The sequence below is a fragment of the Mycobacterium attenuatum genome (assembly GCF_900566085.1).
Lineage (GTDB): Bacteria > Actinomycetota > Actinomycetes > Mycobacteriales > Mycobacteriaceae > Mycobacterium > Mycobacterium attenuatum.
Map to the genome: position 1 here is coordinate 1 of NZ_UPHT01000151.1, position 14,092 is coordinate 14,092.

At 65.5% G+C, this 14,092-nt stretch carries 13 protein-coding genes, 1 tRNA gene and 1 pseudogene; 12 read left to right on the plus strand and 3 right to left on the minus strand.

Annotated elements, in window-relative coordinates; translation table 11 throughout:
• Together EET13_RS24400 and EET13_RS24405 are read left to right on the plus strand one after the other, a co-directional pair.
• On the plus strand, positions 1 to 1,185 hold a 1,185-nt coding region (locus tag EET13_RS24400), incomplete at its 5' end, for an MMPL family transporter (RefSeq protein WP_168991330.1).
• 87 nt (positions 1,186 to 1,272) lie between these two features.
• Positions 1,273 to 1,908, plus strand: coding sequence for a MarR family winged helix-turn-helix transcriptional regulator (locus EET13_RS24405; protein ID WP_122444688.1), 636 nt, complete (start codon positions 1,273 to 1,275; stop codon positions 1,906 to 1,908).
• Here the strand turns inward: EET13_RS24405 and fni are convergent.
• Positions 1,868 to 2,893: a type 2 isopentenyl-diphosphate Delta-isomerase gene (gene fni, locus EET13_RS24410; protein WP_168991162.1), complete on the minus strand. Its 1,026-nt coding sequence runs from the start codon at positions 2,891 to 2,893 to the stop codon at positions 1,868 to 1,870. The genes EET13_RS24405 and fni overlap by 41 nt on opposite strands.
• 412 nt (positions 2,894 to 3,305) lie before the next feature.
• Here fni and EET13_RS24415 point away from each other — a divergent pair, with 412 nt between their 5' ends.
• The 8 genes from EET13_RS24415 to EET13_RS24455 all read left to right on the plus strand — a co-directional run bounded on the left by EET13_RS24415 (position 3,306) and on the right by EET13_RS24455 (position 11,440).
• Positions 3,306 to 4,253, plus strand: a complete 948-nt coding sequence (locus EET13_RS24415) for an SDR family NAD(P)-dependent oxidoreductase (RefSeq protein WP_122444689.1) — start codon at positions 3,306 to 3,308, stop codon at positions 4,251 to 4,253.
• Positions 4,250 to 5,059 carry an acetoacetate decarboxylase family protein gene (locus EET13_RS24420; RefSeq protein WP_122444681.1) on the plus strand — a complete coding sequence of 270 codons (810 nt, stop codon included), beginning with the start codon at positions 4,250 to 4,252 and terminating at the stop codon, positions 5,057 to 5,059. The genes EET13_RS24415 and EET13_RS24420 overlap by 4 nt, the downstream gene beginning before the upstream one ends.
• 2 nt (positions 5,060 to 5,061) lie before the next feature.
• The gene (locus EET13_RS24425; RefSeq protein WP_122444682.1) at positions 5,062 to 6,276 is read left to right on the plus strand and encodes an amidohydrolase family protein; all 1,215 of its coding nucleotides are present in this window, start codon (positions 5,062 to 5,064) and stop codon (positions 6,274 to 6,276) included.
• A gap of 31 nt (positions 6,277 to 6,307) precedes the next feature.
• Complete coding sequence (locus EET13_RS24430) at positions 6,308 to 7,576, plus strand: amidohydrolase family protein (RefSeq protein WP_122444690.1); 1,269 nt, start codon at positions 6,308 to 6,310, stop codon at positions 7,574 to 7,576.
• Positions 7,577 to 8,641: 1,065 nt separating this feature from the next.
• Positions 8,642 to 9,328 carry a hypothetical protein gene (locus tag EET13_RS24440; RefSeq protein WP_122444683.1) on the plus strand — a complete coding sequence of 229 codons (687 nt, stop codon included), beginning with the start codon at positions 8,642 to 8,644 and terminating at the stop codon, positions 9,326 to 9,328.
• A gap of 63 nt (positions 9,329 to 9,391) precedes the next feature.
• Positions 9,392 to 9,742: a DUF3060 domain-containing protein gene (locus tag EET13_RS24445; protein ID WP_244604091.1), complete on the plus strand. Its 351-nt coding sequence runs from the start codon at positions 9,392 to 9,394 to the stop codon at positions 9,740 to 9,742.
• A gap of 10 nt (positions 9,743 to 9,752) precedes the next feature.
• Positions 9,753 to 10,451: a hypothetical protein gene (locus EET13_RS24450; RefSeq protein ID WP_122444685.1), complete on the plus strand. Its 699-nt coding sequence runs from the start codon at positions 9,753 to 9,755 to the stop codon at positions 10,449 to 10,451.
• 548 nt (positions 10,452 to 10,999) lie between these two features.
• A complete protein-coding gene (locus tag EET13_RS24455) occupies positions 11,000 to 11,440 on the plus strand; it encodes a hypothetical protein (protein WP_136623243.1) in 441 nt (146 codons plus the stop codon).
• A 72-nt stretch (positions 11,441 to 11,512) separates the two neighbouring features.
• Here EET13_RS24455 and EET13_RS30590 read toward each other — a convergent pair.
• Positions 11,513 to 11,577 (minus strand) — tRNA-Phe (locus tag EET13_RS30590).
• A 412-nt stretch (positions 11,578 to 11,989) separates the two neighbouring features.
• On the opposite strand from EET13_RS30590, the gene EET13_RS24460 reads away from it, so the two are divergent.
• Positions 11,990 to 13,309 carry a rolling circle replication-associated protein gene (locus EET13_RS24460; RefSeq protein WP_122444687.1) on the plus strand — a complete coding sequence of 440 codons (1,320 nt, stop codon included), beginning with the start codon at positions 11,990 to 11,992 and terminating at the stop codon, positions 13,307 to 13,309.
• Here EET13_RS24460 and EET13_RS24465 read toward each other — a convergent pair.
• Positions 13,288 to 13,557 carry a hypothetical protein gene (locus EET13_RS24465; protein ID WP_244604092.1) on the minus strand — a complete coding sequence of 90 codons (270 nt, stop codon included), beginning with the start codon at positions 13,555 to 13,557 and terminating at the stop codon, positions 13,288 to 13,290. The genes EET13_RS24460 and EET13_RS24465 overlap by 22 nt on opposite strands.
• A gap of 394 nt (positions 13,558 to 13,951) precedes the next feature.
• On the opposite strand from EET13_RS24465, the pseudogene EET13_RS24470 reads away from it, so the two are divergent.
• Positions 13,952 to 14,092: pseudogene (locus EET13_RS24470) on the plus strand (IS1380 family transposase); the annotation flags it as partial.

Below are 14,092 nucleotides of genomic sequence, written 5' to 3' on the forward strand. Positions count from 1 at the left end.
GCACCAGCACCGCCGGGGCCACCACCACCGCCGCAGCCCATCGAAAGGAATTTCTGGTACCGCACAGCGAAATTCGTCATGCGCCACGCTGTGCCGTTGGGTTTGGCCATCATTACGTTGTTGATCGCGCTGGGAATGCCGTTCCTCGGCATCAAATGGGGCTACCCCGACGACCGGGTGCTGCCCGCGACGGCCTCGGCGCGGATGGTCAGCGATCGAATCCGCAGCGACTTCGCGTCCAACTCCGCCACCAGAGTGACGATCGTCATCCCCGACACCGCCGGCCTGACCTCAGCGGATCTCGACACGTACGCCGCCGAGCTGTCTCAGGTGCCCGATGTAGCGGCGGTATCCGCGCCGACGGGCGCATTCGTGGCCGGCCGACTCACCGGGCCACCGTCGGCGCCAGCCGGCATGGCAGCGGGCAGCGCCTACCTGACCGTGGACAGCACCGCACCGCTGTACACGCAGGCATCGGAGACGCAGTTGGACCGGTTGCATGCCGTCGCGCTGCCGGCCGGTCACGGTGTCCAAATGACCGGAATCGCTCAGATGAATCGCGACTGCGTCAACGGGATCACCTCACGGTTGCCGGTGGTTTTCGGTTTCATCGCCGCTGTCACGGTGGTGCTGCTATTCCTGATGACCGGTAGTCTGGTACTGCCGATCAAGGCAGTGCTGCTCAACATGCTTTCCCTCACAGCAGCTTTCGGCGCGCTGGTATGGATATTTCAGGACGGGCATCTGGGCGCACTGGGCACCACACCGACCGGCACGCTGGTCGCCAACATTCCGGTCCTGATGTTCTGCGTCGCATTTGGATTGTCGATGGACTACGAGGTCTTCCTGTTGGCACGCATTCGCGAATACTGGCTGCAGTCACCTCGCACACGCGTCGACAACGACGAAAGCATCGCGTTGGGTCTGGCCCACACCGGCAGGGTCATCACGGCCGCCGCGCTGTTGATGTCGATCTCGTTTGCGGCGCTGATATCGGCTGACGTGTCCTTCATGCGCATGTTCGGAGTAGGGCTCACGATCGCGGTGCTGGTCGACGCGACCCTGGTGCGGGCGTTGTTGGTACCGGCTTTCATGCATGTGTTCGGCAGCCTGAACTGGTGGGCGCCGCGACCGCTGGCGCGTATGCAGCGTCGTGTCTTTGCCGGCGAAGCCGCGGGATCCTAGGAATGCGCCGTCAAACCGCGTCGAAAACCACGTGAAAGGACCACAGGGCTAAGCTAACGACTTATTCCCATGAAGGATGCAGGCCAAGTGACCAAGCGCGTCGCTGCGAATCGCCAGCCCAGCCGGGCTGAGCTGGAGAGGCTGCTGTCGGCCGACCTCCGGGCGATCACCGCTCATTCCGACCGCGTCGGCCGCTACTATGCGCGACAAAACGATTTGAGCCACGGCGACTTTCACGCCTTGCTGCACCTCATGGTCGCCGAGACAGCGGGAACACCGTTGACACCGGCCCAGCTCAGCCAGCGGTTGGATGTCTCGGCGGCAGCGATTACCTACCTCGCCGATCGCATGATCGACGCCGGTCATATCCGTCGAGAGCCGGATGCCGAGGACCGCCGCAAGTCGCTGCTGCGCTTGCAGGACGGCAGCATGGCGTTAGCTCACGAGTTCTTCAGGCCACTGGGTGAACACGTCCGTGCCTCCCTGGCCGCGCTGCCCGACCGGGACCTGCGCAGCGCGCACAAGGTACTCACGGCGATGGTCGCAGCGATGTCGGCGTTCGAGAGCCAGCTCTATGCGCCGGCGGCGGAGTCATCGGCGCCCGCCGAGAAGTCATCGACGGCCGCGCCCGGCAGGCGGCGAAGCACGCCGTCGAAGCCGACGAAGGCCAAAGTCGACCCGGCTACCGGGTCGGGCGCACGCCGACGCAGCGCAGCGCGTTGAGATCCGTTGCGCCGCAGCAGTGTAGGCAGATGCGGAGCTCTTCAATGAACAGCTGCAGCCGATCTTCGACGGCATCGGCGGATTCAATCGCGGGTGCCAGCAGCGGACGAGCCATGGCAACCACGTCGGCGCCCAGGGCAAGCGCCTTGGCCGCGTCCGTTCCGGTGCGGATGCCACCGGAGCCGACCAGCGGAACCGTCGGCAACGCTTGGCGCACCTCGATGATCGCCTGTGCGGTCGGTATACCCCAGTCGGCCAAGTCGGGATAGCGCAGCTCGCCGAAACGAACCAGCTGCTCAACTCTCGACCACGATGTTCCCCCGGCGCCGGCCACGTCGATGCCCGACACCGGCAATCCTCCGGGCAGCTGGGTCAACTGTGCGACCGCCCGAGCCCCGATGCCATGGCCCACCTCCTTGAGCAGCAACGGGCACTCCAGCGCGTCGGCGACATCACACAGCCGTTGCAGCGATCCCGAAAAGTCGGTGTCCCCGTTGTGCTGGATGGCCTCCTGCAACGAATTAGCGTGTACCGCAAGAGCATTGGCCCCGACACGGTCCAGCGCCTTCTTGATGTCGGGCACGGCGGCTTTGGTCAGCTGCGCCAATCCGATGTTGCCGATCAGCAGCACGTCCGGGGCCACGTCACGCACCTCGAAGCTGGCCGCGGCGCGCTCTCCGCGCGCGCCGTCCAGCATGATCCGCTGCGATCCAAGCATCATCCCCAGACCAAGTCGCTGCGCCGCGGTCGCCAAATTGCGGTTGATGGTCGCGGACAATTCGGCCCCGCCGGTCATGGCACCGATCAGCACCGGCACGCGCAGGTGCGCACCGAAGAACTCGGCGGACATGTCGATGTCGCTGAGGCTGGTTTGGGTCAGCGCGTTGAACGGCAAGCGATAACGCTCCAGCCCGGTCGTTACACCGGCGAAGTTGACGTCGCCGTGCAGGCACACATCGATATGACGCCGCTTGCGGCGTCCCATTTCAGCCGGAGCCCGACTCACCGGCGGTCGATCGCTGCCGTCATCGCGATCTTCGTCGGCTCAGCCGAGATCGCCACGCAGTACGGCCAAACTCCGTGCGCGGATCGGCATTGACAGCTCGTTCGCATCGACCGGATGATCTTTCTGCTTCTCGGGGACAACGCGGGAGTGGTGTCCGGTGTTAAGGGCAGCCTACCGCGATCCCATTCTACTTAAGTATCTTAAACGTTAAGTCGGTGAAATCGGGCGTCCGTCATGATGCTGCCAGGTAACGGCCGGCGTACCACAGCAGCCATGCGGGCCAGGGCGCACCTCCGGCCGAGTCCAGCGAAATCATCCAGGTCGGAGCATCGGTCCACAATTGTGGCCGAATAACGCGACGCGGTGGCGCGATATGCGCAACGATGTGACGATGGCCGCAGTGAGGGACCTCCAGGGCAAGGTCGCGGTGGTCACCGGCGGAGCCGGCGGTATCGGCCGGGCCATCGGCAGGCGCCTCGGCCAAGAGGGCATGAAGGTGGTGCTGGCCGACGTGCTCGCCGAACCGCTGGACGCGGCCACCCGCGAACTCGCGGATCAGGGCATCGAGGTGGCCGGCGTGGTCACCGACGTCACCGACTACGCCTCGGTCGAGGCGCTGGCGACCCAGACGCTTCACCACTTCGGCGCGATGCATGTGGTGTGCAACAACGCCGGCACCGGCGGAGTGTCCGAGGGCTACATGTGGGAACACGACCTGGCCGACTGGCGCTGGGGCATCGACGTCAATGTGCTGGGTGTCATCCACGGCATCAAGGCCTTTGTGCCCTTGCTGCTCGAACGCGGCGAAGGCCACGTGATCAACACCTGCTCGGGCAACGGCGGGTTCGCGCCGATCGCCCGGGGAGCCATGGCCGGCCCGGCCAACGCCGTCTATCCGATGACCAAGGCCGCGGTGCTGTGCCTGACCGAGAGCCTCTACACCCATCTGGAGATGACGGGCACCCGGGTGCGGGCGCATGTCCTGTTTCCCAGCGGCTTCTTGAACACCGGCATTTGGGAGTCCTGGCGGCACCGGCCGGAGCGCTACGCCGCGACCCAGCAACGTCGCACCCCCGAGCCGACACTGGCAAAGGTCGTCGCCCGCTTCGAGGCTGCCGGCCGCCACGTCGAGTTCACCCCGCTCGAGACGGTCGCGGACCAGATGGTTGAGGGAATCCGGGCGGACCGATTTTGGCTGATGGGTCCACCGACAGCCGCCGATGAGGTGGTCAGCCGCAAAGCGGCATCGATAATTGCCCGCGCCAACCCCGACTACCTGGTCGACGTCCTCAGCCAGCATGCCGGGCAGGAAGCGAAAACCGAAGGAGCGCAGCGTTGAGCACCGCCGTCCGATATGGTCCCCGCCCACCCCAGGCGCAAGTCGACCACGAGATCGACCTCACCAAAGCGCCCATCGCCACCGAGGCGGTGACCGTCACCTACCTCACCGATCCAGAGATCGTCGCGGCCGTGCTGCCCAGGCCGCTGGAGCCGGCGGACGAACCGTTGGTGCGGGTCCAGCTGCAGCGGGTCCGGATAGCAGGCCGGCCGCCGTTTGGGTCGGCGGTGTTTTCGGTGGCCGCCCGGCACAACGAACTGCGCGGCGACTACCCGCTGTTCATGCCTCAGTCCACCGAGCAGTCCGTCACGGGTGGGCGCGAAACCTTCGGCGAGCCCAAGAAATTGGCCCACATCGAGCTGGAGCGTTCCGGCGACCGCGTCACCGCCACCGTCGACCGGATGGGTTATCAGCTCATCAGACTCGACGGCCGGGTCACTGGCCCGGCGGAGTTGCCGGAAGACCAGGTGAACATCGAGTTCTACTTCAAATTCCTGCGTGCCCCCGACGGCAACGGCATCACCGACCCCCACCTGGTCTACGGCGAGTACCACCGCCGCTTCGAGTTGCTGGACAACATCGAGGGCACCCTCGAGCTGAGCGAGTCGCCGCTGGACCCGGTGGCCGACATCGTGATCCGCCAGATCAGGTCGATCATCTGGTGCCGCCGGCGCACCGTCCAGGTGGGCCGGATCGCCCAGCGGGTGCCGCAGGAGTGGCTGCTGCCCTACGTGCACCAGCGCTACGACGACCCGGCGCCGTCCGCCGAAGCGGCGGCCCCGGATGCGCAGCCGGCACGGGTGTAGCCATGGACCGTTACACCGTCATTTCGTCCGACTGCCACGCCGGCGCGGACCTGCTGGACTACCGCGAATATCTCGACCCGCAATACCGGGACGAGTTCGACGGCTGGGCACAAACGTTCGTCAACCCGTTCGGCGACCTCACCGAGCCCGACGCGGAACGCAACTGGAACAGCGAGCGGCGCAACCGCGAACTGGATCAGGACGGCATCGCGGGCGAGGTCCTTTTCCCCAATACCGTGCCGCCGTTCTTTCCCCTCGGGAGCCTGGCCGCGCCCGCGCCGGAAACCGCCCGGGAACTCGAGCTGCGCTGGGCCGGCCTGCGTGCCCACAATCGCTGGCTGGCCGACTTCTGCTCGTTGTCGCCCGAGCGGCGCGCCGGGGTGGGCCAGATCCTGCTCGGGGACCTCGACGAAGCCGTCGCCGAGGTGGCCCAGATCGCCAAGCTGGGGCTGCGCGGCGGGGTGTTGCTGCCCGGGGTCGCCCCGGGTACCGGTATCCCCCAGATTTATGCCGAGCATTGGGAGCCGCTCTGGGCGGCATGCGAGGAGGCGGGCGTGGTGGTCAACCACCACGGCGGCAACGCCGGACCGACCCCGACCGACGGGTGGGGTAGTTCGTTCGCGGTGTGGGTGTACGAGACGCATTGGTGGTCGCACCGCGCGCTGTGGCATCTGATCTTCAGCGGTGCCCTCGATCGTCATCCGGGCCTCACCGTGGTCTTCACCGAGCAGAGCACCGGCTGGATACCGGCGACGCTTGATTCGCTCGACGTCGCGGCGGCCCGCTTCGGGCGAACGGGTTCGGCGATCGCCCGCTTCGCCGGGCCCACCGCCGGCTCGCTGCCGCTGAAGCCCAGCCAGTACTGGGCCCGCCAGTGTTACACCGGTGCCAGCTTCCTTCGCCCGGTCGAGTGCACCCTGCGCCACCGAATCGGCGTCGACCGGATCATGTGGGCAAGCGACTACCCGCATTTGGAGGGGACCGCCCCCTACAGCCGGGAGGCGCTGCGCCACACCTTCAGCGACGTACCGCCCGACGAAGTGGCGGCCATGGTGGGCGGGAACGCCGCGGCCGTCTACGGCTTCGACCTCGAAGCCCTCGCGCCGCTGGCCGCGCGGATCGGCCCGACCGTGGCCGAGGTCGCGCAGCCGCTGGCGGCCGTGCCCGCCGGCGCCAGCAGCACCGCCTTCGAACCCGACCCCATCCGTGCCTGGTAACGAAAGGAATACTGTGCAGCCCTTGGACCCTCTGGACCATTACGTCATCATCTCCGCGGACTGTCACGCCGAGCTGCCGACCGATCGCTACCGCGAATACATCGACCCGGAATACCGCGAGGATTTCGAGGCCTTCCTGGTCGAGAAGGCGGCCGCGGCGCAAGTTAGCGGGTTGATCGACGAGCAGTTCGCGCAAGAGTGGTTCTCCGAGCATGGCGACGGCATTGCCGGTGGATGGGATGTGGGTTTGCGGGACAAAGAGCTCGACGGCGACGGCGTGGTCGGCGAGGTCATCTTCCCCGACGCCGACGCCGTGACCGGGGTCGCCGGAGCTCCGTTCGGTGCGGGCCTGGCCCAGTCGGGCGACCTCGACCCGGGACGGGCGATGGCCGGAGCACGTGCCCACAACCGCTGGCTGGCCGAGCTGTGCAGCCACAGCCCGGAGCGGCGGGCCGGAGTCGCGGTCGTGCCGATACTGGCGGACATCGACGCGGCGGTGGCCGAGATCACCCGAGCCGCAGAGTCCGGCCTGCGGGGCGGCATCATGATCCCCGCGTGCTGGGGTGGCTACCCGCCGTACCACGACCGCCGCTACGACCAGGTTTGGGCTGCCTGCCAGGACCTGCAGATGCCAGTGCACACCCACGTCGGCGCCGCCCCGCAAGAGGACTATGGCGGGCATCTCGGCATCTATGTCACCGAAGTGCGCTGGTGGGGAGTACGGCCATTGTGGTTCGCCTTGTGGTCAGGCGTGTTCGAGCGGTTTCCGCGGCTGCGGTGGGGAGCCACCGAGTGCGGCGCATTCTGGGCCAGCGATCTGCTGTGGCTGATGGACACGCGGTACCTGCGCGAGCACACGGCCAAAAAGATGAGCCGCCGCATGGAGGGCGATCTGACCATGCCGCCGTCGGCCTATTTCGACCGCAACTGCTTCATCGGGGCCACCACCACCGAACGCCGGGAGCTGGCGCGACGCTACGAGATCGGTGTGTCGAACATGTTGTGGGGCAACGATTTCCCCCATCCGGAGGGGACCTGGCCGCACACCCGCGACTGGCTGCGACGCTCGTTCTGGGACATTCCCGTCGAGGAGACCCGACAGATCCTGGGCCTGGCCGCGGCCGAGGTGTACAACTTCGACCTGAACGCGTTGGCGGGCCTGGCCGAACGCATCGGCCCGACGCCGCAAGACCTGGGTCAGGACGATGCGGTGAGCGTGCCCAAGTGGCAGGCGGCCCGGCAGGCCGGACGCCACTGGCTGACCGGCGCCGAGGCGTTGCCCGAGCTGGTGGAGAGCTGAGGGCGGCAAGCTGAGTTGATCCCCCGCGGCCACGGGCTTGCCAGTTTCCAACGCCCTGGCCCAGTGGACACCTCAAGACGCTGTCGGCCACGAGCGTCTAATCCAAAGGCGCTCAAGGTTTGACCGCACCGGCTCTGCCTCGGAAAGGAAGTGCGACGCTCCCGACCGAGCTGTACACCCGTTCCATGCATGACCGCACCGCCGCAGCCGCACGCCGCTCACCCATGCCCCACGATGTCGCCTCAGCGATGAGATCCTCGACATCAATGGTCGTCAATGCCTCGCTTGTCGTTGATCACGTGACCTGTGCCCTTGAATGCGATCCAGGTACATGACCGGGGCGGCGCATAGAGCGGGGCCAACGACACACTTCCATCGCGACCGATCATCACTGAAATAGTTCTTCGAGTGCGCATCAGCATTGCCAATCACAACCTTTGAACGTGACAGCCTGTAGCAAAGCCGACCGGAAGCCGTCGGGATCTAGCACCCTCGGCGCGGCTAAGCGCGCCAAGCGTCGTAGCTTCGATCCCAAACAGGCTGCCTCGCTAGTGCTCTCGTACTTGGCCTGAAGATCCAGTCCCAGCGCTTGACAGAAATCTTCCTGAGCCGCAACCGCTTTGGCTACGCGCCTGTGCCCAGCTATGTGTTGCCGAACTAACGTCGATCTTCAACGTGCTGTCGAAGGTACCCCACAACCCCCGGGGGCAAGCTCGTCTTCCCCGGGCGCCGTCGCCGCTCTCCGCAGTAGTCCCGTCGGCTAGGCCCGCGGCCAGCGGATAGCCGTTGATGTCAACGATCGGCGGCGTGTTGTCGTCGCAGGGTGGGCGGCGACGGCGCGGGCAGCCGAGATCACCGCTATGCCAAACGCGTGACCAATATGAACGCCGTGCTGACACATCGTCGTAGCGCTCGCGGTGTCGAAAACGGGTGGACGCAGGCCTCCGAGATGGGGTCTTAAGTCTCTACCGTTGTCCGACCAATGGCCGGATACCATACCCGCACTCCTTGGAGCAGGACGGACATGGCCCGCCCCCTCCAGCGGGAGGAGGGAAGTGATCGACCATGCCGAAAGTGGTGTCGACGCTGGCAGTCGCCACGGTGGCTGCGGTCGGGCTCTACGTCACGGCGTTCGCCATGTTCGGGGCGTGTCTGCGTACGGCGTCGGCCACACCGTCGCCGACGTGCAGCAGCGATTTGCGGGAGTGCCTGCGCCTGAGCGCGAAGACCGGCATTTACGGGGCCAGGTACGTCACCGCCGAGGACGTCGCCAAATGCGTGGAAGCGTTCAATGCCTGCATCCACGGCGGCGCCGGCGGCGGCGGTGCGCCATCCCCGCCGCCCACCACCACCGGTGGCAGCAAGAGCAGTCTGCCGCCACGCTTCGGCATCGACAGCGAGCACTTCGCCTACGACTGCTCACACAACGGAGATGCCGTCTCGTGTAAGACCACGTGGAAAACCGCTCCCCCCGAGGTGGATTCGTTCAGCCAGACCATCACGGGGACGCTGTCGGGGCTCACCATGTCGGGCACGGCGGCAAGCACCACCAAGTACCACAACTCAGCGGGGTGCAGCCTCGAGTCGACTGAATCCCACTCCCTCAATTTCGTCTTCAACCTGGGCGGCGCTGTCGCTGTGCATTCAGAGCCCTTCGACGAGACGGTGAACTACACCTGTCCCACCGGAACGGGTTCCAATAACATCCGCTCCCCTGCTGTGGACTTCGCCGCGACGTGGTCGCGGACATAGCTGACCGCACGACGGAAGCGAGAGATTATGGGCAACAGGTTGTTTCAGCTTCTGCTCGGATCAATGGTGATCGTTGCCGCGCTGGACATCGCCGGCTGCCACAAGAAGCAGCAGGCCGTCGACAAGCCGCCGGTGGCCGAGATGAACAACACCATCAACGACGGCACCTTCGGCAAGACCGACACCCTCGACTGCGCCGGCGGCAAGTCGCTCAACATCGGCGGGTCCAAGAACACCCTCACCGTCAAGGGCCGGTGCGCGAAAGTGATCATCGGCGGTGACGACAACAAGATCAGCTTCGAAAACATTGAGACCGAACTCACCGTTGCCGGGCTGAACAATACCGTCACCTATCGCGACGGCGATCCGAGCGTCGCGGACCTCGGCACCGGTAACAGCATCACCAAGGGGTGATGGCCGGCCCATGGTGACACGACTGGCGCTGGCCGCAGTCTCGGCGATGGGGCTGTACGTCGCCACCCTGGGGATCCCGACGGCAAGCCGGTGTGACGGCATAGCCGGCGCGGCACCCTCGCGATCCTGCAGCAGTGACTTACGGGAATGCCTGCGGCTCAGCGCGAAGACCGGCATCTACGGAGCGCGGTACGTCACCGCCGACGACGTCGCGAAGTGCGTCGACGCCTTCAACGAATGCATCCACGGGGGTACCGGTGCAGGCGGGGCCACTCCGTCACCGACGACGTCCACCGGGGGCGGTGGGCGCAAGGGTCTGCCGCCGCATCTGGGCATCACCTACGAGGGCACGCTCGTCAACGACTGCAAGGTCAGCGGAGACAAGGTGTCCTGCAAGATCATCAACCCGAATGCACCCGTCGGGAACCAGGATCCGTGGATCGGTGAGATCAAGGGAACGCTCTCGGGCATGACGATGACTGGCACCCAGACGATACGTGTAGAAGGACACTACGACGGCTCGCCCGGTTGCTTCTACACCGAGGAGGCCAGCGGTCCCGCCAGGTATGTGTTCGACTCAGACGGAACCGTCGCGATGCGCAACGGCCCGCTCCAGTGGCAACATACCGACTACGGCAGCTGCTCGAACAGTTCCTCGCAGACCAGTGCGCAGACTGAGGGAACGGCGCGGTGGTCGCCCCTCGGATAGCGCTCGCAACGGCAGGGGCAGTGGGACTGTATGTCTGCCCGCTCGGATCACCCATGCCAATTGGGTGTGTCGCCGGTGCTGTGCCCTCCCCGACGCACGGCAGTGACCTACGAGAATGCCTGCGGCTAAGCGCCATAGCGGCACGTGGTCAGGGACGTTCATCGAAACGGTGGGGGCTGCGAAGGACCGGTCTAATGGTCACCCAACGAGTAGGCGGACCACCGTCGAACGCTCAGCCACTCCGACCATGGAAGCGAGAACCAATGCAGACAACACCCTTTCGCGCGCCCACCGACCCATTGCCTGAAGTCACCGCACTGCGTCTTGTCAGCGGCTGCAGTCCGAACAGACAACCCCATGGCACGCCGCCAATGGCCGAGACCGGCCGCGCCATCCAAGGCGGCACGGCACAGATGGTGACGCTCCTGAGGCGCAAACTGCTCTTGGCCGCCGCGGCGGGGGCGACCGCATGGCAAATTGCGGCCTGCGCGACTGGCAGCCATCAATCCGGACAACCAACGCCGGCCAGGCCAGGCCCCACCGCTCCGATGTCAACGTCAACCTCCGCTGCCGGCGGCGAGGCGACCTTGCCTGAGCATTTCGAGATTCAGTACGGCGACCTGGTTTCCGACTGCCATGTCAACGCGAACTCGGTAACCTGCAACGAAACTTTGAAGAACCTCAAGCCGACAGAGTCCTACACAGCCACGATGACGGGGACGCTGTCCGGGATGACGGTGACCGGATACGCCAGGTCGTACGCGACGAATCCAGACCCGCAAAGTCCCGAATGCACCGGCACCGCCGAGATGTCCGGGCCGATCTCCTACATCTTCCGCCCAAACGGAACCCTTTCGGCGCGTTGGGGTCCCTATCAACGGATCTTCACCAACAGTTGCCTAACCTCCCAGCCACCGCCCAATTCAGGGGAGGACCCGAACCGCGAACCGATATCTGAGTGGACCGCCACATGGTCGCCAATCAAGTAGGTATGCGTGAAGCGCTCCGAACGCCCGAGTCCCGCGAGCAAGACGAGTGCCCTGAGCTGGGCTGATGCTGAGTGGCCAGGGGCGGGATCGAACCGCCGACCTTCCGCTTTTCAGGCGGACGGATTAGCCGCTGACCTGCGGTTTATCTGATTCTGTTCGTCGTATGCGCCGCATTGAGCTGCGCTGACGCATTCAGCCTGCCCGACGAACGGACATAAACCGGACACGGTGCTTGCACTCCCTATCGGGAGCTTCCGCGCTGCCACTTGCGTTGTGAGCAGCGTCGCGGGCTCCGGGGAGCAGGCATCCCGATGCCCAGCATCGCATCGTCAGCGACCGTCTCGACACCGTCGGCGGGTGGCTCGACATCCGCCACTGAGCACCTGTCATCGCGGCATGGTGTCGCTGCTGCCTCGGTTGACGGGAGGTCGCGAGCGCCCGAGGCCGCCAGGCCGCAGGGTGGGAGAGCGACAGCGGTCGACCGGACGTCGACCGAGGCGCCGAGCCTCAACCCGGCCGCGGCCGGCGGGCTTGTTATATGTGCCGAAAATGTCCGCAACCCGCTCGCCGACCGCGACTGGCGATCTGCGGGCGATCGACGCATTGGGGCTGCGGTTCCCAAGTCCCGAGATGGTCGCCGCGGCTGCGGCACTGTTCGAGCCGGCAGCACCGTGGGCTTCCGGTCCTGACCGTCGAGGCGCCGAACCTGAATCGGGACGTTTTCACATCACCGTCGGTCCCGGCGTCGTGCGCCTCGGGTGGACCAATCCCGTCCGCGCCGAGAAAGCCGCCGAGCGGGCCGTCGGTTATCACCAATGTGACGTCGAGGATGCCAAGCTGCAAGTCAGAGACGACCTCGCCCGCACAGGCGGGAACGATGATCAGTCCGTCGTGTCTTCGACACGACGGAGCAAATCGGCGACCGACCACCGCTGCACTGGCGCTGTCATCACCGAGTGGTCCCGCAAATCGCGGTCGGCAATGTGCCGCACCTTCGCCGAACTCGACTACAGCCCTCTCGTCGAGTCCGGCCGTGTCCCGGCCATGGTGACACTCACCTACCCCGGACACTGGGAGGTCGTCGCGCCCGATGGCGCCAGCGTCAAGCGGCACATGGTGTTGTGGCGCAAACGTTTTCAACGTGAATACGGTGAGCCAGCTCGCTATATCTGGAAACTAGAGTTTCAGCGACGCGGCGCCCCACACATCCATCTCTGGATGGCTCCACCGATGTCACCGGGCCGCTCGGGGCGAGGGTTCGCCCAATGGCTATCCGAGACTTGGGCGCATATCGTCGATCACCCTGACTCAGTGCAGAAAGCTCGCCACCGGCTCGCCGGAACCGCGATCGATGTGCGGAACGGGCTGAAGGCCTGCGACCCCAAGCGGTTGGCCATTTACTTCACCAAGCACTCATCGCCGAACCTGCACGGCGACAAGGAGTATCAGCACATCGTTCCCGACCTGTGGCGGCAGGCCGGCCGCGGACCTGGCCGGTTCTGGGGCGTGTACGGACTTAAGAAGGCCATCGCGGTAGTCGAGATCCCGCAGGACGCATACCTGGCCGCGCGCCGGATCGTGCGGCGGTGGTCACGCAACCAGGCGGTGTACGGCGACTCGACCAGCCGCTTCCCCACTTCGGTTGCGCCGCGCACGGCTACGCGCCTCGTCACCCGGATCGATCGTGGCACCGGCGTTGTGGCATGTCGGAGGGTTCGGCGACGACGAACGGTCTGCAATCAAGGGGGCCTTGCCGGCGGCTACGCGCTGGTCAACGACGGGCCATCGTTCGCCGCTCAGCTCGCGACCGCTCTGTTTGGTGCGGCCACGACTGCTCACCTGCCGCCTCAGCGCGGGATCTGCGTGTGATTGCGCATGACCTCGGTGGCAGCTTGCGTTGCTCCGCTGGCCTCCTGAAACGCGCGTTTGGCGCCGTCGAACGCCTCCAATACCTCAAGCCAATGATCGAGGTCGATCATTGACCGGTCCAGCTTGCCCGACAGCGAGTGGACAATGTCGGCGATTTGCCAGCCCATGCATGCCAGCCGATTGACGATGTGATTGACCACCGCAGGATCGCTCACGCGGGTTCCGAAGTCATCGATATCGCTGGCCAACGTGCACGTTTTCGAAAACAGACGTTCGGATAATGCGACAAAGGGTGCCGCGTCGCCCCATCGTGGGAAGTCAGGCACGCCTGGTTCAAGGTGTCCGCTCGGAGCTGTAGGCCAAAGTTGTTTATCCATGGTCCAACCGTATGGGCACAGACATGCGTTTAGCGCCGCCCCAAAAAGGAATCGGTCAGCTGAGTCGCCTATCCGCTCGTGCCGCCGTTATCGTCGAATTGAGCAGAGGCGGTGGAACGCGGCACGGGTTTGCGCCTGGGCTCTAGCCCGGATTTTTCGCGGGATGGCGATGTAGCTGGGTGTTGATAAGCGAAAGTGCCTGTCCTGCAAGGAATGATTGGACTTCTCTAGGGCTCAATCATCCTGACTGGAAGGCACCTCGCAGATGAAGAGTATCGCGGCGGTGTCGCGGGTGAAAGTCTCTGCCGACGGCCGCGGGGTGGTGTCGCACGCCGGGATGGGGCTGCTGCGGGAACTGGCCGACCAGACCGGATTATCCGCGCAGGTCACGGCCGTGTTGGCCGAT